Source organism: Streptomyces sp. NPDC001093 (genome assembly GCF_040298985.1).
Classification (GTDB): Bacteria; Actinomycetota; Actinomycetes; order Streptomycetales; family Streptomycetaceae; genus Streptomyces.
On record NZ_JBEPBF010000020.1, the window covers coordinates 75,592 to 93,968 of the forward strand.

Consider the following 18,377-nt stretch of genomic DNA (forward strand, 5'->3'; position numbering starts at 1 on the left):
AGGCTCCGGGTGCCCCTCCGTCCGTGAAGGCGCCGCACGAACGCGCCGTACGAAGGCCTACGCCGACGGCACCGCGCGGGTCGCGTCCGTGCCCCAGCTGGCCAGCAGACGCAGGGAGTCGGCGGACGCGGAGCCCGGCTCGGCGTGATAGGTGATCAGGGACTGTTCCGCGTCGCCCGTCAGGCGGAAGGACTCGAAGTTCAGGGCGAGGTCGCCGACCAGCGGGTGGTGCAGGTGCTTGACGCCATGGCTCTTCTCCTTGACGTCGTGCGTCGCCCACAGACGGCGGAACTCCTCGCTCTTGACGGACAGTTCACCGACGAGCGCCGACAGCCTCGGGTCGTCCGGGTGGCAGCCCGCGTCCATGCGCAGGGCGCAGACGATGTCGATCGCCTTCTGCTCCCAGTCGACGAACAGCTCACGGTAGTCCGGGCGCAGGAACACCAGACGGGCCCAGTTGCGCTCGGCCGCCGGCAGTTCCCCCCAGTCACCGAAGACGGCCGCCGCCATCCGGTTCCAGGCGAGGATCTCCGAGCGGCGCCCCACGACGTACGCCGGTACGCCGTCCATCGTGTCCAGCAGCTGCCGCAGCGCGACGCGGACCTGCTGCTGCCGCGCCGCCGGCTTCTTCTTGTGCGACTTCGGCTTGGCCAGATGCGTCAGATGCGCGTGCTCGGCGTCCGACAGCCTGAGCGCCCGGGCGATCGAGCCCAGGACCTCCGCCGAGACGTTGCGCCCGTTGCCCTGTTCCAGCCGGGTGTAGTACGCCACCGACACCCCGGCCAGCTGCGCCAGCTCCTCGCGGCGCAGCCCCGGCACCCGGCGGTGCCGGCCGAAGTCGGGCAGCCCCACGTCCTCCGGCTTCAGCCGGGCCCGCCGGCTGCGCAGGAACTCGCTCAGCTCGGCACGCCGGTCCAGCGGCGGGGACGAGGGCAGGGGCTGGTTGTCCATACGTCCAGTATTCATCGTCGTACGCACAGGAACCTGACCCCGCCAGTGGTAGGCACAGCGGTCGTACGCAAAGGCGTGGCCTGGGTGGCCGGCCCGCATCGCGGCAGGCTGGGGCCGTACCCGGTCGGAAGGCAACCGGGCACGGAAACCCTGCTAGGAGAACCCCGGCATGACCACTGTTGCTGCGTACGCCGCGCCCGCCGCGAAGGCCCCGCTGGAGCGGACGACCATCGAGCGGCGCGAGGTCGGCGAGTTCGACGTCCTGATCGACATCAAGTTCGCCGGTATCTGCCACTCCGACATCCACCAGGCCCGCGAGGGCTGGGGCGAGGCCATCTTCCCGATGGTGCCCGGCCACGAGATCGCGGGCGTGGTCCGCGAGGTCGGCCCCGGCGTGACCAGGTTCGCCGTCGGCGACCGGGTGGGCGTTGGCTGCATGGTCGACTCCTGCCGTGAGTGCGAGAACTGTCTCAAGGGCCTGGAGCAGTTCTGCCTCAAGGGCATGGTCGGCACGTACAACGCCGTCGGCAAGGACGGCAAGCCCACCTACGGCGGCTACTCCGAGAAGATCGTCGTCGACGAGAACTACGTCGTACGCATCCCCGACGGCCTGTCGCTGGACGTGGCCGCCCCGCTGCTCTGCGCGGGCATCACCACCTACTCGCCGCTCAGGCACTGGAACGCGGGCCCCGGCAAGAAGGTCGCCGTGGTCGGACTGGGCGGCCTGGGCCACATGGCCGTCAAGATCGCGCACGCGATGGGCGCCGAGGTGACCGTCCTCTCGCAGTCCCTGCGCAAGAAGGACGACGGCCTGAAGCTGGGCGCCGACCACTACCACGCCACCAGCGACCCGAAGACCTTCGAGGAGCTGGCCGGCACCTTCGACCTGATCGTCTCCACCGTCTCGGCACCGATGGACTTCGGTGCGCTGCTGTCGCTGCTGAAGGTGGACGGCGCGCTGGTCAACGTGGGTGCGCCCGAGGAGCCCGTCGCCCTGAACCTGTTCTCGGTGATCGGTGGCCGCAAGACCCTCGCCGGGTCGATGATCGGCGGCATCGCCGAGACCCAGGAGATGCTCGACTTCTGCGCCGCGCACGGGTTGGGCGCCGAGATCGAGCTGATCGGCGCGGACGAGATCAACGAGGCGTACGAGCGGGTGCTGGCGAGCGACGTCCGCTACCGCTTCGTGATCGACACGGCGACCATCTGACGGGCCCGCCCGGGGCGCTCAACGGGGTGCTTCCCGGTGCCGTGCCGGCGCAGGGAAGCGCCCCGACCCCGGTCCTAGCTGATCGAGAAGCACTCTCCCGCACGGTGGTCCCGCACGAGCACACCCCCGTCCGCGCCCGGCCGGACGACATGGGCGCGACCCAGCCCCGCCACCCGGACCTCGCCGCCCACCACGTGGAGCAGGGTGTTCTCGTCCACCGCGACCCCGTACGGCGCCGCGCCCCGCCCGACCACCGCGATCAGCCGCGCGAGCGTCCCCCACTGGGCGGCGTGGACGTCCACCGCGAACGGCACCAGCCCGAGCCCCGCCCGCACCTCGACCTCCGCCAGGTCCTCCCCGGTCTCCTCCGGGCACACCGGCACCCCGTCCGCCAGCCACCCGCCGACCACGGCCCGCCGCGCGGCGACGGCGGCACCGGCGGAGAACCCGGCGTACGGCATCCCACGCCCGGCGAGCAGCGCCGGCAGCCGTTCCGGACAGCCCCCGAGCGCCTCCTGGTACGCGGGCGTCAGCCCACCGCACACCAGCAGCCCGTCGACCCCCCGCAACGCCGCCTCGGGCTCGAACCGGCCGCCGAGCGGTACGAGCAAGGGCACGGGCGCGGCCGGCCCCGCCTTCCGCAGCACCTCGGCATACCGCTCGAACTGTGCCGCCCCGTCGCCCTCGTCGACGATCAGACACCCGATGCGCCGGTCCCCTCCGACAGCACGGACGAAGGGCTCGTACACCTCGGCCGTGTCCCACCCGCCACCGATCAGAAATGTGCTCACCGGAAAGAAGCTACGGGGGAGGGCCCGCCCCCGTCGCCGGAATTACCCGGCCTGCCTTCCCGGCCCGCCCGCCCCGCTCTGCCCCGAGGCACAGGGGAACTGGCCGACGGAGGCAATCGCATCGTCGCCTGCACCGCGGGAAACGTCTTCGCGCTCCCCCCTGTGTGACCTCGTGTGACCTCGGCCGCGCGTCATGCGGGCGGCAGAGACTGCTCCGTCCAGACGGTCTTGCCGTCGTGGGTGTAGCGGGTGCCCCACCGCTCCGTGAGCTGCGCGACCAGGAAGAGCCCGCGTCCGCCCTCGTCCGTGCTGAGGGCCCGTCGCAGGTGGGGGGAAGTGTGGCTGGTGTCGGACACCTCGCAGGTCAGGCAGTGCGTACGGATGAGGCGCAGGGTGACGGGGCCGGCCGCGTAGCGGTAGGTGTTCGTGACGAGCTCGCTGGCGACCAGCTCCGTGGTGAAGGCCAGTTCGGTCAGACCCCATTCGGCGAGTTTCGCCGTGGTCAGCTCCCTGGCGCGGGCGGCCGAGGTCGCCTCCAGCGGCAGCTGCCACGAGGCGACGTTCTCCGGCCGCAGCACGCGGGTACGGGCGATGAGCAACGCGACGTCGTCGGTGGGCAGATGGCCCTTGGGCAGCAGCGCTTCGACCACGGCCTGGCAGGCGTGGTCCAGAGGTTCCGTGGTGCTGGTGAGACAGGCGCGCAGGTTCTCCAGCGCGGTGTCCACGTCGCCGCTGCCCGACTCCAGGAGGCCGTTGGTGTAGAGCGTGAGCAGGCTCCCCTCGGGGAGGTCCAGCTCGTACGTTTCGAACGGCAGTCCGCCCAGGCCCAGCGGCGGCCCTGGGGGCGGATCGAGCACGGTCACCTCGCCGTCCGGGGTGGACACGACCGGCGCCGGGTGACCGGCCCGTGCCAGGGAGCAGCGCTGGGAGACCGGATCGTAGACGGCGTAGAGGCAGGTCGCCCCGAGCACCTGCTCGATCGCCGACGGGTTGCCGTCCGCGTTCGCCTCCAGCTCGGCGGCCAGCAGACTGACCAGATCGTCCAGCCGCGCCACCACCTCGTCCGGTTCCAGGTCGAGACTGGCCAGGGTGCGCGCGGCGGCGCGCAGCCGGCCCATCGAGGCCGCGGCGTGGATCCCGTGACCGACCACGTCCCCGACGACGAGGGCGACCCGGGCCCCGGACAACGGGATCACGTCGAACCAGTCACCCCCGAGCCCCGGTTCACCGCTTGCCGGGAGGTAGCGGCAGGCCACCTCCACGGCCGGCAGGTCGGACAGCGTGCTCGGCAGCAGACTGCGCTGAAGCGTCAGGGCGGTGTTCTGCTGCTGGGTGAAGCGGCGCGCGTTGTCGATGCAGACGGCGGCACGCGAGGAAAGCTCCTGGGCCACCGCCGCATCATCGTCCTCGAAAGGCTCCGAATTGCGCGACCGCCACAGGCTCACCACGCCCAGTACCAGGCCGCGCGCGACCAGGGGCACCGCGATCAGCGAATGAACGCCGAGCCCCAGGGCGAGCTCGATCCGCCGCCGGTCCATGGCGTACCACTCGGGGCGCAGGCACAGCCGCCCTTCGAGAATCGGGCGACGCTCGGCCAGGCACCGCGCCTGCGCGGAATCCGGCAGCAGCGGTACCACATCGCCCTCCCGGAACGGGACGCGGTCTTCCCGTGGTGAGAGGGCGGTCCGGAGCAACGGACCCGCGGTGCCGGGAACGGGTTCGTCACCCAGTGTCACGCACTTGAGGAGGTCCACCGAGCAGTAGTCGGCCAGGCCCTGTACGGCCACCTCGGCCAGTTCCCGAGCGGTCTGTGCCACGTCCAGCGAGTTTCCGATCCGGGCGCTCGCCTGGTTCAGCAGAGCGAGTCTGCGCTGCGCCCGGTGGCGGTCGGTCACGTCCTCGATCGTCTCGGCCACGCCGAGAACCCGGCCCGAGGGGTCCTCCATCCGGAACGCCGAGACGGACACGATCCGTTCCCGGCCCGGCTCGTGGCGTGCCCGGGCCGACTGCTCCGTGAAGATCAAAGGCTCGCCGGTCTCCAGGACGTGCCGTACCCGTTCATCGGCCGGACCCGCGTCCTCGTCGACCATGAATTCACGGGGGCGGTGGCCTACCGGCGCCTCGGCCGGGACGCCGCTCGCCTTCTCGACCGCACGGTTGACCCTGATCACTCTCCTGTCGGGGCCGTACGTGACCAGACCGATCGGCGACCGGCGGTACAGGCCGTCCAGCAGCGCACGGTCCCGCTGCCAGGCGATGACCTCGGCGGCAGGAGCACCCACCAGGAGCCACTCCTGACCGCCCCCCTCGCGGGTGACCGCACGGGCCCGGAAACCCATCTCCAGGCGGCGTCCGTCGCGGTGCCGGACGGGCAGGACCCCGAACCATCCCCCCGCCTTCACGGCGTCCACGGCGACGGACCGCGCGAGCGGCAGGTCACGGCTGTCGATCAGGAGGTCCTGCCACGCCCGTCCGATCACTTCCTTGGCCGGATAGCCGAGCAGTTCCTGTGCGCGTGCACCCCAGCCGACCACGGTGCCCTGATCGTCGAGCACAGCCGCGGCGCCACGCCCGAAAGCGAAAGGATCCTCAGGACTCTCGCTGAAATGCATCGACGGCGTCCCCATAGCCACCACCTTGCCTCCGTGACTCCGATGTTCCTCCCGGCGGTCTCCGTCCGCGACTCTCCCGTCCCCCTCGGGCCGGCCGGGCCGACCTCAGGTCGGTTCGGCCACTGCTCCGGTGCCGGAGCGAAACCCGCCGGACAGGAGGCCCCCACCCCTGGTGGCAGTCGGCTTCCGGGCGAGTGCGTACGGTCACGGGCGCAGGTGGGCCAGTAGCGCGTCCTCGGCGGGGTACGGCAGCTCTTCGGGCCGCAGCCGGGTCGCGGAGTCCAGGTCGCCGCTGCTGACGTGTGCGTGGATCTCGTGAGCGAGCGGATTCACGTCGCTGATGGAGATCGTCCACTCGTCCGCGTAACGCTCCACGGCCTCACCGGAGAGCCCGAGTTGCAGCGAGCGGCAGGGCAGCGGCTGCAGGTGCAGATCGCGTTCGGGGTCCCACTGGACACGGGCCGGTGAACGCTTCAGCCGGCGTTGCCAGGTGCCGCGGTCGGGATGCAGCCCACGGTCGTAACTCGACAGGCACGTGTTGCGCAGCGCCCACTCGAAGCCGTCACGGGTGATCTCGACAGCGAGCACGGTCTCCTGCCCCGGCTTCGTGCCCCAGCCGCAGCGGTACATCATCCACAGGAACGACGGCTTGATCCAGGTCGAGCCTCGCTCACAGACCATTTCCGCGCCCTCGGAATGTCCTGAGGCTGGGCAACACCTGGGCGGATGTATCCGCTCGCTCTCTTGGACCTCCTCCCCGGCCGGTTCACCTGCGGGTCAAAGCAAGGTCAGCAGGCGATCAAACGACTGTATGGATCCCGTGTATGCCCCCGCTACTGCCCGACATTGGATAATTTGCCCCATCGCCCGCTGGCTACTGTGGCCGGGTCCAGGCAGCCACGGGGTATCACGGGGAAGAGGTGACGGCGGTGGGGGCGCCGATACGTTCGCGCCTGTTCGACTATTTCGAGCCGGAGGACGCACATCCGGATTCGGCCGCCCTCTCGGAACCGGGTACTGAGCCGAGGCGTTCGCGTCTGCTGGACTGCGTCGAAGCGGCGCCGTCCCTACGGCCTGAGGCGGAACACCGGCCGGGCCCGAAACCCGGCGTTCCCGCTTATCACACGCCGGTGTTCGTGCCGGCGCATCCCAGGTCCGTGGTGACGACGGGCGTGACAGGCCGTCTCGCTCGCGTGCCGTTCATCGTCTACGAGCTCTTCGAGCACCCCGCGAGCGGCACGGTGGCCTTCGCTTTCACCTCGCTGGAGAAGCTGGTAGAGGCACTCGGTGATTCGCAGCCGTGGGCCGCGGCCTCGATCGGTCCGCTCGCCGAGGGTATGCGGCAGCAGGGCGTCACCGTCCTCCTCGATCCGCGGGTCGCTCAGGGCCAACGCAACTGGCAGCCGGAGGATCTGGCCGCCTATGCGCAGGAGGTCCGCTGATGTCGGCCGGCTTCAAGGTGATCCTGGACGACCTCACCACGATGGCGAAGACGTTTCACGACCAGGCCACCGACTGGCGCAAGTTGCACTCCGACGTGGCGCCGCCCATAGGCAGCGGTGGCGATCCGGGACTGGACCACGCGATCAAGGAGGTCGCCGACCTCATCATCGGGCTGCACCTCGGCCTGGCGGACAAGTTGGACGAGCACGGGGACAAGGTCGGATACGCGAGGGACTCCTTCCACCGGCACGACATCGACGTGCGTGGGCTGTTCGATGACCTGGACCTGGAGAAAGGCTGATGGGCGACAGTTGGGTCGGCGGGGACATTGGCACGCTGCGCACGATGTCCGACACGTACAAGAACGCCAAGGACAAGCTGGACGGCGTGGTCAAGCCGCTGACCCAGGTCGTCGACAAGCTGGCCACCGACGCGAGCTGGAAGGGCGAAGCGGCGGGTACCTTCCGCGCGCAGTGGACCGCTGACGCGATCACGGCCGGCGCCTTCGCCACTCTCGTGCACGACGCGGGCAAGATACTCGGTGACCTCGCCGACGCCCTTTCCACCTGTGACACCGCCCTGAAGAACGCCGAGCACGTCGCCACGTCCCAGGGCCTTCCGATGGCCGACAAGGGCGTCGTCCCACCGATCGTCACCTCCGACCCCAAGACGGCGGCCGCGCTGAAGGAGTACGAGGCGGCCTGTACCGAGATCCAGCACACGGCGCAGCATGCCCGGCTGGTGGCAGCGGACAAGTTGCGAGGGTTGTACCTGCAGGTCACGAAGAAGAAGTCTTCGTCGGTACTCCCGGGTGACAAGGTCACCATCGCGGACTTCCTGCGCGGCCTGTACGCCTCCGCTGCGGAGGACACCCGGGTTGACGGCAAGAAGGCCCGCGACAAGATCGACGCCGCCAAGGCCGAGGAACGGGCCGCCAAGAAAGAACTCAAAGCTGAACGCAGGACGTACCAGCAACAGGGCCGCAAAATGCCCGATGATCTCCCTGCCAAGAGCGCCTATCGCGACGCGGTGAGCAAGGTCAAAGCGCTGGAGGACGACATCCTGGCCGCCGACCACGGCGGAGACAAGCTGCCGTACGACCGCGCGCTGAACATCAAGATGGTCGACGCAGCGCATGCGTTGCGTCTCGGGGAGGGCGTCGAGAAACTCCCGGACTTCCTGAAAGAAGTCCCGGTACTCGACGTCGCCGCGGCAGGCGCCTGCGGTCTGCTGGAGGCGAAGGACGACCATGACAGGGGCTGGTCCTGGCAGCACGCCGTCGTCGTCGACGGCGGTGCGGCGCTCGGGGGTCTGGCCATCGGTGCGGGCATCACGGCGGCACTGCCGGTCGAGGGTGCCGTCGGCGTCTGTCTGGTGGGCACTGGGCTCGTCGTCGGCGCGAGCAGCGTCCTTGATCACGCGTTTCACGAGCACTGGAGTGAGGACATCCACGATCACGGCGTGGTCGGCGGTATCTTGCACGGCACCGCCAACGTCGGGTCGGACACGTGGGGCGACGTCAAACGATATGGGAACGACGTCAAGAGTTTCGGAAAGGGCGTCTGGCATGGTTTCAAGAGCATCTTCTGAGGCCCCCGTACCCGCGCCCTCCGTCCGTGTCCCCTCGCTTCCGGGACTCGGGACCACGTGGTACGAACGCGGTCCCCGCTACTGGTTGCGCCGGACACTCACAGGGATTCTCTGGCTAGCCGTGCTGGCGTTTGCCTACTGGTGCTTGCTGGGCATTTATGTGGGATTCCTCAGCGGGACGTCGGCAACCGTGCGCTACGTGTGGAACCTGGTGTTGGCGGCCGCATCCTGCGTGACCGTTGTCTGGGGTTGGCTGGCTCAGCGGCGTCGGCACCACGAGGCCCTCTTGAACCCGCCTACACCCGATCAGAGTCGCCAGGCCAAACGCGACCGGGCTCGCCGCAACGTGGGGCTGACCTTCGCCGGCCGCGGTCTCGTCCTGCTCGCAGCGCCTGTCCTTCCCGCATTGATCGCGTACACCGTCGGCGAGTTCCTTGCTGTGCTCACGGTCCGCGAATCCGCCGCCGAAGTCGGCGCCCGCCGATGGGTGGAGAAGCACTCGTCCGGATCATGACGAGACAAACCACTGGCCTCCGTGGCGCCGCAGTGTCGGACTGAGGCTCCTGCGACGCAGTGGCTTGATGCGCAGGAAGACGCGGTCATCGGGGTCCGCGAGATCGCGCCGGTTCGCCTGGCCGTGCAGCGTGATGTCGTGATCGTCGGCGATCTGCAACAGCTCTTCGAGATCGCGCGGCTGTCGCATCAGCCGGTCCGGGTGGTAGGTGAGGGCGTGCCGGACACGGCCCTTGCTGGCCTCGGTGAGAAGCGCGTCCCACCCCGGCCGTTTGCGCTTCCGCTGCCATGCCGAGCGGTTGTTGTCCACGAAGACTTGATCTTCGGCGACGATGAGTCCGAGACGCTCGGCCACATCACGGCAGATGCGCTCCTGGCGCTCCACGCCGGTCTGGTCGTCGTCGTTCACGTGGGAGATACGGCAGTAGATCGCCGCTGACTCTCCCGTCCAGTCGGACCGGTGCTTCTTCGCCCTCTGCGTGCCGGCTGCCTGCCTGGCCCGGAGGGCTCGCCGTAACCGGGCGTCCGTCTGCTGGTTCCTGTCGTCTTCGGCCATGGAAAAAGGTTATGAGCGCGGCTTGATCCACGTCATACGGTCCCGCTTCCACCCCGCGGGGAAGTGGCCGTGGCGAGCCGCGGGCAGGCCGATCTCCGGGGCGTATGCCTGATAGGCGGTGATCGTGGATGCCGTGTGCAATGCGCGGATCCTGCGTTGTGGTTCTTGTATGGCCTACAGCGTGCGGCCGGTGGAACCCTGTCAGCCATTCATTTTCGAAGGCGGGCTTCTCCCTGCCCCGGAAGGACGCCTCGACCGCGGGCCGCGTGCGACGACACCGGTACGCGGCTTGACCACCGTCCCGTCCGGTCCGCGGTACCCGCCCGGGAGGATCCCCTCCGCGTGGCTGGGCAGGCCCGCGCGGACCTTCTCGTGGGTCGGGTTCACGCGGTCGCGTCCGGCGATCCGCGCGGCGGCCGGGGGCGATGGGTCAGCCGGGGAGGGCGGCCGGGCTGCCGCCGTTGGCCTCGTAACCCGCCACCGCGAGGGCGCGGTAGAGGGCGAACTCGGCCGCCGGGTCGGCGGACAGTGTCCAGGGCAGCGCCCCGATGTGCCCGTCGACGTGTATCAGCTGGTGCATGGCCTCCTGCCAGCGCTCGGCGCGGACCAGGAAGAAGACCAGCAGATGGCGGACGTGCGCGAGCACGGGGTCGTCGGGGCGGGCCGAGTGCACCGCGTGCAGGGCGCCGTGCATCGCCTTGGTGACGACCTCGCTCTGGTAGAAGCTCGCCACGAGGTTGACCTCGGGGAGGTGCTCGAAGACCGCGAACAGGGGCAGCGCGGCGAGCAGCGAGCCCTGCGGGGCGCGGGTCGCGGCGGCCTCGGCGAAGGCGTACGCCTGCTCGCGCGAGCCGTGCCACTTCTCGCACCAGTGGTGCAGCGCGGCCAGATGGGCGCCCATGTGATGCGGGGCGCGGTCGAGGATCTTCAGCCACAGCTGGTCGAACTCGGCCTGGGAATAGGCGAGTCCACGCGCGATGGACAGCTCGACGATGTACGGCACCGGGTCGCCGGGGGCCAGCAGGCCCGCCTGGGCGCATGCGTCCCGGGCCTCCTCCATGATGATCCGGAAGTCGCCCGTGCCCGGCGTCGACGTCCGCCAGGCCTGCTGCACCAGGAACTCCGCGTAGACGGCGGCGCAGCCCGCGTCCTTGGGCTGCTCGGCCCGCCACACCCGCAGCCACTGGCCGCCCGGCGTCTCGTGCACCCCGCCGGGCCGCTGCTGCAGCTCCAGCGCGGCCGCGCCCGCGAACGCCTGCACCCGCTGCCAGCGCAGCTCGCCCTCGGTCTCGGTGCCGGCCAGCAGCTGGGAGGCCGCGCGATAGTCCTGTGTGCGCTGCACCAACTCCAGGACCTCCAGCAGGTCCTGGTCCGCACCGGGCATGCGCACATCCAGCTCCTCCTGGCGCACGAAGCCGTAGGCAGCCGGGTCGGCGGCGTCCGGGTGTCCCGGGGGCACCTGCTCGATCATCCCGCGCCTGCGCCGCATGAACGGGAGCAGCACGAAGCTCAGCATGAGCAGCGCCATGACCAGCCAGAGAATCGCCATGCCCCAAGCGAACCAGACGCCGCCGACAAATGGCCAACCCCGCCGCGGGGCTGTGGAAAACTCGGGTCACGTTCATGACAGGACAGCGCGCCGGTTGGCTCTGCGGGCGTCAGGACCCGGTGAGGCGCATTACGCTCGGTGCACATGAGCGACAGGCACATCAGTCAGCACTTCGAGACCCTCGCGATCCACGCGGGCAACACCGCGGATCCCCTCACCGGCGCGGTCGTCCCGCCGATCTACCAGGTCTCGACCTACAAGCAGGACGGCGTCGGCGGACTGCGCGGCGGCTACGAGTACAGCCGCAGCGCCAACCCCACCCGCACCGCCCTCGAGGAGAACCTCGCCGCGCTGGAGGGCGGCCGCCGCGGCCTCGCCTTCGCGTCCGGCCTGGCGGCCGAGGACACCCTGCTGCGCACGCTGCTCAGCCCCGGTGACCACGTGGTGATCCCGAACGACGCCTACGGCGGCACCTTCCGCCTCTTCGCCAAGGTCGTCACCCGCTGGGGCGTGGAGTGGTCCGTCGCGGACACCAGCGACCCGGCCGCCGTACGGGCCGCGATCACCCCGAAGACCAAGGCCGTCTGGGTCGAGACCCCCTCCAACCCGCTGCTCGGCATCACCGACATCGCCGCCGTCGCTCAGGTCGCGCACGACGCGGGCGCGAAGCTCGTCGTCGACAACACCTTCGCCACGCCCTACCTCCAGCAGCCGCTGTCGCTCGGCGCGGACGTCGTCGTCCACTCGCTGACCAAGTACATGGGCGGCCACTCGGACGTGGTCGGCGGCGCGCTGATCGTCTCCGACCAGGGACTCGGCGAGGAGCTCGCCTACCACCAGAACGCGATGGGTGCCGTGGCCGGCCCCTTCGACTCCTGGCTGGTGCTGCGCGGCACCAAGACCCTCGCGGTGCGGATGGACCGGCACAGCGAGAACGCCACGAAGATCGCCGACATGCTGACCCGGCACGCGCGCGTGACCAGCGTGCTCTACCCGGGCCTGCCCGAGCACCCCGGCCACGAGGTCGCCGCGAAGCAGATGAAGGCGTTCGGCGGCATGGTGTCCTTCCGCGTCGAGGGCGGCGAGGAGGCCGCCGTCGAGGTGTGCAACCGCGCGAAGGTGTTCACCCTCGGCGAGTCCCTCGGCGGTGTCGAGTCGCTCATCGAGCACCCCGGCCGGATGACGCACGCGTCCGCGGCCGGCTCCGCGCTGGAGGTCCCCGGCGACCTGGTACGCCTGTCCGTGGGTATCGAGAACGTCGACGACCTGCTGACCGACCTCCAGCAGGCGCTGGGCTGACGGAGCGGACGCCTGCCGCGGGGCGGGGCCGGGCCACACGGGGAGGCGCGGGGCCGTATCGATGTGCGGCTCCGCCCGCGCCACCCCGACGGTCACCCCCGGCGGGCCCGGTGTCCGATCGCCGGTGTCCGATCGCCGGTGTCCGCCGGCGGTCGCCACTGGGCCGGACCTCCGGGGGCGGACGTGGTGCCGGCCGCCGCACGGGTGGGCCGTGACGCCCGTCGGCCTGCGGCCGTACCGGCAACGGCCATCGACGGCGTAGAGGCCATAGGCGTCATAGAGGCCGCAGAGGCCGCCGTAGAGCCTGTAGAGGCCGCAGAGGCCATAGAGGCCATTGGCGTCATCGACCGGCGGCTCACCAGCCGGTGATCGGCGGGGTCGTCTGGGAGGGCGGCTGCGTCCACGGGTGCACTCGGGCCGCCCACACGCTGAACGCGACGACCGCGGCGCAGGCCAGCAGCCACAGCACCCGGCGGACGAGCTGCCTGCGCCGCAGCAGGCGTTCACCGCGGCGCACCGCCTCCGCACACAGCTCCGGCGGCACCGGTGCCGGGGCCCGCTCCATGATCTGCCGCGCGGCGGCCTCCCGTTCGGGCCGGTTCACACCGCCCTCCCGACGCGCCGGGTTCCAGCTGCCGGCCCGCTACAGGGGCCGCCCCCACGCACGGCGTTCCCGCCGCCCCGCACACTCCCCACGCCCTCGGCACCGCCTGCGCCGTTCACTCCCCACGCCCTCATGAAGGCGCCACCTTCCTGCCCGCCGTCCGTGGTGCGGGGCGGCCTGCCGGGTGGAGCAGAGTGGCTGTCGCACGGTCGCAGATGGTGTGGACGCGCTCCCGTGGTAGTCCGAGGAGGGCCGCTGCCTGCTCCTCGGCGACGCCTTCGTAGAAGCGCAGCACCAGGATCAGCCGCTCCTGCGGGCTGAGTGCGGCGAGCGGTCCGTCCGGGTCCGGGCGGGCACGGCCGAAGGCGCCGTACTGGTGCCAGGTTGCGCGTGCGAAGCGGGTGGCGAGGAACTGGCGGGCGCAGTCGTACGGATCCTCGCCGTGCAGCCGGTCCCAGCGCGCGTAGGTGTGGGCCAGCGCGAGCGTCAGCAGGCGCCGCGCGCGTGGGTTGGCGTTCGCCGCCTCCGCGGTCAGCAACGTGGCGGTATGCAGCAGACGTCCGGCCGCACCCGCGACGAACGCCTCGAACTCCCGGGCCCGGCGGGCCCCTCGGGACACCTGCCGATCACGCACCGCGCCTCCCCCTAGAGGGGGCCCTGTCCGGTACGGGACAGGTGAACCGCGTACGACGCAGGACCCGGTCTCATATGAGGCCAGCGGCGGCCCGGGGTCAAGACTCCGGCACCGACCGGCCGGACTCCGGCGCCCGACCGGCGCGTGCCCGCGCCGGGCTGCCCGCGGCCGGCGTCCGCCCTCAGGACACCGGCGGCTGCTCCACCGGCGCGGTCCCCTGCACCGTCATCCGCGCGGACAGCGCGCGGTTGAACCGGGTCAGGAGCGTGCAGAACTGCTCGCGTTCCTCCGGGGCCCAGTCCTGCGTCAGCTCGGCCATCAGCTGACGCCTGGAGGAGCGCACCTCCTCCAGCCGGGCGACCCCGCGCGGGGACAGCTGAAGGACCACCGCCCGCCCGTCCTCGGGGTGCGAGGTGCGTTTGACGAGCCCGGTGTCGACCAGCGGAGCCACCTGTCGGGTGACCGTGGAGGAGTCGATGCCCATGCTCGCGGCGAGCGCCTTGACGCCCATCGGGCCTTCCTTGTCGAGGCGGTTGAGCAGCAGATACGCCGCGCGGTCCATGGAGTTGCGCACCTGCCCGACCCCGCCGAGCCGCGTCTGTTCGGCACGGCGGGCGAACACCGCCACCTCGTGCTGAAGGGTGTCGAGAAGACCGGTGTCACCGACGGTCGTCATGTCCATCGACAATTCGGGTGTTGTGGGCATGGCCGGAGGCTCGCTTCATGAAGGGCTGCTGGGTTGGGGGACAGGGTACGCGGCCCGGCGGCGGGCCGTACCGGCGCTGCGCAAACCGGTCTCGGAGCTTGGTCACAACCGTCGTGTACGACCGTGAACTGCGATGCTGGAGTCATGAGCTACCGCACGGCTGACTCCTTGCGTTCCGTCACCCTCGACGATGTTCGCGGCGCCCAGAAGATGCTCTCTGGCGTGGCACGAGTCACCGCGATGGAGGGCAGCCGGCACCTGTCCCAGCTGGTCGGCGCGCCGGTGCATCTGAAGTGCGAGAACCTGCAGCGGACCGGCTCGTTCAAGCTGCGCGGCGCCTATGTGCGGATCTCCGGACTGCTGCCGGAGGAGCGGGCGGCGGGTGTGGTGGCCGCGAGCGCCGGGAACCACGCGCAGGGCGTGGCGCTGGCCTCCTCGCTGCTCGGTGTGCACTCCACGGTGTTCATGCCGAATGGCGCCCCGCTGCCCAAGATCAGCGCGACCCGGGACTACGGCGCCGAGGTGCGACTGCACGGCCAGGTGGTCGACGAGACGCTGGCCGCCGCCGAGGAGTACGCGGCCGAGACGGGGGCGGTGTTCATCCACCCCTTCGACCACCCGGACATCATCGCCGGTCAGGGCACGGTCGGCCTGGAGATCCTGGAGCAGTGCCCGGAGGTCCGCACGGTCGTCGTCGGTATCGGCGGCGGCGGGCTCGCGGCCGGGATCGCGGTCGCGGTGAAGGCCATCCGGCCGGACGTCACGATCGTCGGCGTGCAGGCGGAGGGCGCGGCGGCCTACCCGCCCTCGCTGGCCGCCGGGCACCCGGTGTCGGTGCGGAACCCGGCGACGATGGCCGACGGCATCAAGGTGGGCCGGCCGGGACTGGTGCCGTTCGGGATCGTCAGGGATCTGGTCGACGAGGTGCGCACGGTCGGCGAGGACCAGCTGTCGGCCGCGCTGCTGCTGTGCCTGGAGCGGGCCAAGCTGGTCGTGGAGCCGGCCGGGGCGAGCCCGGTCGCGGCGCTGCTGGCCGCGCCGGACACCTTCGAGGGACCGGTCGTCGCGGTGCTCTCCGGCGGGAACGTGGACCCGGTGCTGTTGCAGCGCGTGCTGCGGCACGGCATGGCCGCGCAGGGCCGCTACCTGGCCGTTCGGCTCCGGCTGACGGACCGTCCGGGCGCCCTCGCCACGCTCCTCGGGGTGTTGTCAGTGGTCGACGCTAATGTCCTCGACGTGAGCCACGTTCGAACCGACCCCCGGCTCGGGCTCACGGAGGCGGAGGTGGAGCTGCACCTCGAGACGAAGGGCCCGGCGCACTGCGCCGAGGTCGGCCAGGCCCTGCGGGACGCGGGTTACACCGTCATCGACTGAGGGTCCGGCCGCCGTTCTGCCCCTTCGCCATCCGTTCAGGTGAAGTCCATTGAGAAACGCGATACATCGCGTTATGGTGTGTCGTGGCGGCTGCGGGTCACCGCTCGTATTCGGAAAAACCGCAGGCGCATCCGAACGCGCAAACCTAGCCTTTTCGAGGCAACCCCCCGACGACGTGGAGACAGACATGCCAGGCGCCATCCATGCCGAAGGCCTGGTGAAGACCTTCGGCGACGTAAGGGCTCTCGACGGCGTAGACCTGGACGTGCCCGAGGGCACGGTCCTCGGCCTCCTCGGGCCGAACGGCGCCGGCAAGACGACGGCCGTCCGCTGCCTGACCACCCTCCTGCGCCCCGACAGCGGCAAAGCGGTTGTCGCGGGCGTGGACGTACTGAAGGACCCCGACGCCGTACGCCGCTGCATAGGCCTGTCCGGCCAGTTCGCGGCGGTCGACGAGTATCTGACCGGCCGGGAGAACCTGCAGATGGTCGGACAGCTGTACCAGATGAGGAGCAAGGCCGCGAAGGCGCGCGCGGGGGAGCTGCTGGAGCAGTTCAACCTCGCGGACGCCGCCGACCGCCCCGCCAAGACCTACTCCGGAGGCATGCGCCGCCGGCTCGACCTCGCCGCGGCCCTCGTGGTCTCGCCGCCCGTGATGTTCATGGACGAGCCCACGACCGGCCTGGACCCGCGCAACCGCCAGCAGCTGTGGGAGGTCATCAAGCAGCTCGTCTCCGGCGGTACGACCCTGCTGCTCACCACGCAGTACCTGGAGGAGGCCGACCACCTCGCCCATGACATCGCGGTGGTCGACCACGGCCGGGTCATCGCCAAGGGCACCTCCGACCAGCTCAAGGCCCGCACCGGCGGCGAGCGCGTCGAGGTCGTGGTGCACGAGCGCGAGCACATCACGAGCGCCGCCGAGGTGCTGCGCGGCTTCGGCAAGGGCGAGGTCACGGTCGAGGAGCACACCCGCCGGCTCACGGTCCCGGTGACCGGCGGCGCCAAGCTGCTCGCCGAGATCATCCGCGAGCTGGACACCCGCGGAATCGAGATAGACGACATCGGGCTGCGCCGCCCCACCCTCGACGACGTCTTCCTGTCGCTGACGGGACACGTGGCCGAGACCGCCGCCCAGGACGAGGCGAACGGCAAGGAGGCCGTGAAATGAGCGCCGTCAGCGAAGCCGCGCGGGTGGCACCGCCCGGCAACCCCATCAGCCGCTCCTTCCGCGACTCGATGGTCGTGGCGAAACGCAATCTGATCCGCATGTCCAGGATCCCGGATCCTGTTCGCTCGTCTCGGACAGGATCCATCTCGCCGAGTATCCGAGACCGGCGGCCCAACGCCATGAAGGAGCAGGCCAAGTGAGCGCCGTGAACGACTCGCTCGTCGTCGCCCGTCGGAACTTGATTCGCATGGGCCGGATTCCCGAGATGCTCATTTTTGGGCTGATTCAGCCCATCATGTTTGTGGTGCTGTTCACCTACGTGTTCGGCGGCTCGATCCAGGTCGGCGGGTCCAACTCCACGCAGGCGTACCGAGGGTTCCTGATGGCTGGCATCTTCGCCCAGACGGTCACGTTCGCCACGGCGGGCGCCGGTGCGGGTATCGCCGACGACATGCACAAGGGGCTCATCGACCGCTTCCGCTCCTTGCCGATGGCGCGCGGCGCGGTCCTGACCGGGCGCACTCTCGCCGACCTGGCCCAGACGGCGCTCACCCTCGTCGTCCTGGCGGTCGTCGCCCTGATCGTCGGCTGGCGTACGCACGAGAACTTCGGCAAGGTGCTCGCCGGATTCGGCCTGCTCCTGCTGCTCGGGTACGCGTTCTCGTGGATCGGCGCGCTCATCGGCCTGACCGTGCGCACTCCCGAAGCGGCGACGTCGGGTGGCCTGATCTGGCTGTTTCCGCTGACGTTCATCTCGAACGCCTTCGTGGACGCGAACCAGATGCCGGCCTTCCTGCGGCACATAGCGGAGTGGAACCCGTTCAGCGCCACCGTGCAGGCATCCCGCGAGCTGTTCGGCAACCTCCCCCCGGGCTTCCACACGCCCGGCGCCTGGCCCATGCAGCACCCTGTGCTGGCCTCGCTGATCTGGTCGGTCGTGATCATCGCGGTCTTCCGCACCCTCGCGGTCCGCAAGTACCGCCGGGCGGCGGGTTGATGACTCCGGCATGTGGATCTCCGTAGTGATCGGAGACCCAGGTGTCAATGATGATCGTCAGTTTTAGACACCCCCCACCTCAGCTGAGTTACAACTCCCTCTACTGGGTTCAAGGCGGCTCGCTCCGCTCCCCGCGCGCGGCCCGGCCCCCGGCCGGGCCTGCGCTCCTGTCTCCGCCCCGCTCCAGCCCGGCCGGCGCCCGTGCCGCGCACACAGCAATCAGCCGCCTGGCGTCAGAGAAGGGGTACGTAGTGGCTGGGGCGGTCGGCTCCGCGATTTTAGGCAGCCACTTTGGCGCGAGCCTCGCAGATCATGGCCCCAACGTCGTGCTTTACGGGGCAGGTCCACGACCTGCCCGACGCGCCACAAGCTTACGG

19 protein-coding genes and 1 pseudogene are annotated in these 18,377 nt (G+C 70.4%); 10 read left to right on the forward strand and 10 right to left on the reverse strand.

The window, feature by feature from the left end:
- Positions 1-57: 57 nt before the first annotated feature.
- Entirely contained in the window at positions 58-951 is an 894-nt protein-coding gene (locus ABT288_RS13195; RefSeq protein WP_351606133.1) for a helix-turn-helix domain-containing protein, read from the reverse strand.
- 169 nt (positions 952-1,120) lie between these two features.
- Between ABT288_RS13195 and ABT288_RS13200 the strand changes: the two genes are divergently transcribed.
- Complete coding sequence (locus ABT288_RS13200) at positions 1,121-2,161, forward strand: NAD(P)-dependent alcohol dehydrogenase (RefSeq protein WP_351606136.1); 1,041 nt, start codon at positions 1,121-1,123, stop codon at positions 2,159-2,161.
- 74 nt (positions 2,162-2,235) lie between these two features.
- On the opposite strand, the gene ABT288_RS13205 is transcribed toward ABT288_RS13200, so the two are convergent.
- From ABT288_RS13205 to ABT288_RS13215, 3 genes are all read right to left on the reverse strand, one after another.
- A complete protein-coding gene (locus ABT288_RS13205; RefSeq protein WP_351606138.1) occupies positions 2,236-2,952 on the reverse strand; it encodes a type 1 glutamine amidotransferase family protein in 717 nt (238 codons plus the stop codon).
- A gap of 191 nt (positions 2,953-3,143) precedes the next feature.
- On the reverse strand, positions 3,144-5,579 hold the full coding sequence (locus tag ABT288_RS13210; protein WP_351606141.1) for a SpoIIE family protein phosphatase: 2,436 nt from the start codon (positions 5,577-5,579) through the stop codon (positions 3,144-3,146).
- Positions 5,580-5,768: 189 nt separating this feature from the next.
- Complete coding sequence (locus ABT288_RS13215; RefSeq protein ID WP_502972750.1) at positions 5,769-6,296, reverse strand: DUF4291 domain-containing protein; 528 nt, start codon at positions 6,294-6,296, stop codon at positions 5,769-5,771.
- Between the two features lie 197 nt (positions 6,297-6,493).
- On the opposite strand from ABT288_RS13215, the gene ABT288_RS13220 reads away from it, so the two are divergent.
- The 4 genes from ABT288_RS13220 (at position 6,494) to ABT288_RS13235 (ending at position 9,111) form a co-directional block, all read left to right on the forward strand.
- Positions 6,494-7,006: an SAV_915 family protein gene (locus ABT288_RS13220; protein ID WP_351606147.1), complete on the forward strand. Its 513-nt coding sequence runs from the start codon at positions 6,494-6,496 to the stop codon at positions 7,004-7,006.
- A complete protein-coding gene (locus ABT288_RS13225) occupies positions 7,006-7,308 on the forward strand; it encodes a DUF6317 family protein (protein ID WP_351606150.1) in 303 nt (100 codons plus the stop codon). Before ABT288_RS13220 ends, ABT288_RS13225 begins: the two co-directional genes overlap by 1 nt.
- A gap of 44 nt (positions 7,309-7,352) precedes the next feature.
- On the forward strand, positions 7,353-8,597 hold the full coding sequence (locus tag ABT288_RS13230; RefSeq protein WP_351606152.1) for a WXG100 family type VII secretion target: 1,245 nt from the start codon (positions 7,353-7,355) through the stop codon (positions 8,595-8,597).
- A 121-nt stretch (positions 8,598-8,718) separates the two neighbouring features.
- Positions 8,719-9,111 (forward strand): hypothetical protein, encoded by a 393-nt coding sequence (locus ABT288_RS13235; protein ID WP_351606155.1) that lies wholly within the window; start codon positions 8,719-8,721, stop codon positions 9,109-9,111.
- Here the strand turns inward: ABT288_RS13235 and ABT288_RS13240 are convergent.
- The 3 genes and pseudogenes from ABT288_RS13240 to ABT288_RS13250 form a co-directional block, all read right to left on the reverse strand.
- Positions 9,106-9,666 carry a recombinase family protein gene (locus ABT288_RS13240; protein ID WP_351606158.1) on the reverse strand — a complete coding sequence of 187 codons (561 nt, stop codon included), beginning with the start codon at positions 9,664-9,666 and terminating at the stop codon, positions 9,106-9,108. The genes ABT288_RS13235 and ABT288_RS13240 overlap by 6 nt on opposite strands.
- Positions 9,667-9,684: 18 nt before the next feature.
- A pseudogene (locus ABT288_RS13245) lies at positions 9,685-9,837 on the reverse strand (DUF4291 family protein); the annotation flags it as partial.
- A 259-nt stretch (positions 9,838-10,096) separates the two neighbouring features.
- Positions 10,097-11,215 carry a hypothetical protein gene (locus tag ABT288_RS13250; protein WP_351606161.1) on the reverse strand — a complete coding sequence of 373 codons (1,119 nt, stop codon included), beginning with the start codon at positions 11,213-11,215 and terminating at the stop codon, positions 10,097-10,099.
- A 144-nt stretch (positions 11,216-11,359) separates the two neighbouring features.
- Here ABT288_RS13250 and ABT288_RS13255 point away from each other — a divergent pair, with 144 nt between their 5' ends.
- A complete protein-coding gene (locus ABT288_RS13255) occupies positions 11,360-12,514 on the forward strand; it encodes a cystathionine gamma-synthase (RefSeq protein ID WP_351606163.1) in 1,155 nt (384 codons plus the stop codon).
- 355 nt (positions 12,515-12,869) lie between these two features.
- Here the strand turns inward: ABT288_RS13255 and ABT288_RS13260 are convergent, their stop codons facing one another.
- The 3 genes from ABT288_RS13260 to ABT288_RS13270 all read right to left on the reverse strand — a co-directional run bounded on the left by ABT288_RS13260 (position 12,870) and on the right by ABT288_RS13270 (position 14,458).
- Positions 12,870-13,118, reverse strand: a complete 249-nt coding sequence (locus tag ABT288_RS13260) for a hypothetical protein (protein ID WP_351606166.1) — start codon at positions 13,116-13,118, stop codon at positions 12,870-12,872.
- Between the two features lie 130 nt (positions 13,119-13,248).
- Entirely contained in the window at positions 13,249-13,752 is a 504-nt protein-coding gene (locus tag ABT288_RS13265) for a sigma factor-like helix-turn-helix DNA-binding protein (RefSeq protein WP_351606169.1), read from the reverse strand.
- Between the two features lie 181 nt (positions 13,753-13,933).
- The gene (locus tag ABT288_RS13270) at positions 13,934-14,458 is read right to left on the reverse strand and encodes a MarR family winged helix-turn-helix transcriptional regulator (RefSeq protein WP_351606171.1); all 525 of its coding nucleotides are present in this window, start codon (positions 14,456-14,458) and stop codon (positions 13,934-13,936) included.
- A 144-nt stretch (positions 14,459-14,602) separates the two neighbouring features.
- On the opposite strand from ABT288_RS13270, the gene ilvA reads away from it, so the two are divergent.
- From ilvA to ABT288_RS13290, 4 genes are all read left to right on the forward strand, one after another.
- The gene (ilvA, locus tag ABT288_RS13275) at positions 14,603-15,832 is read left to right on the forward strand and encodes a threonine ammonia-lyase (protein ID WP_351606174.1); all 1,230 of its coding nucleotides are present in this window, start codon (positions 14,603-14,605) and stop codon (positions 15,830-15,832) included.
- A gap of 187 nt (positions 15,833-16,019) precedes the next feature.
- A complete protein-coding gene (locus ABT288_RS13280) occupies positions 16,020-17,003 on the forward strand; it encodes an ATP-binding cassette domain-containing protein (RefSeq protein ID WP_351606176.1) in 984 nt (327 codons plus the stop codon).
- Positions 17,000-17,203 carry an integral membrane transport protein gene (locus ABT288_RS50185; RefSeq protein ID WP_502972748.1) on the forward strand — a complete coding sequence of 68 codons (204 nt, stop codon included), beginning with the start codon at positions 17,000-17,002 and terminating at the stop codon, positions 17,201-17,203. Before ABT288_RS13280 ends, ABT288_RS50185 begins: the two co-directional genes overlap by 4 nt.
- The gene (locus ABT288_RS13290; RefSeq protein ID WP_351606179.1) at positions 17,200-18,000 is read left to right on the forward strand and encodes an ABC transporter permease; all 801 of its coding nucleotides are present in this window, start codon (positions 17,200-17,202) and stop codon (positions 17,998-18,000) included. The genes ABT288_RS50185 and ABT288_RS13290 overlap by 4 nt, the downstream gene beginning before the upstream one ends.
- Positions 18,001-18,377: the final 377 nt, after the last annotated feature.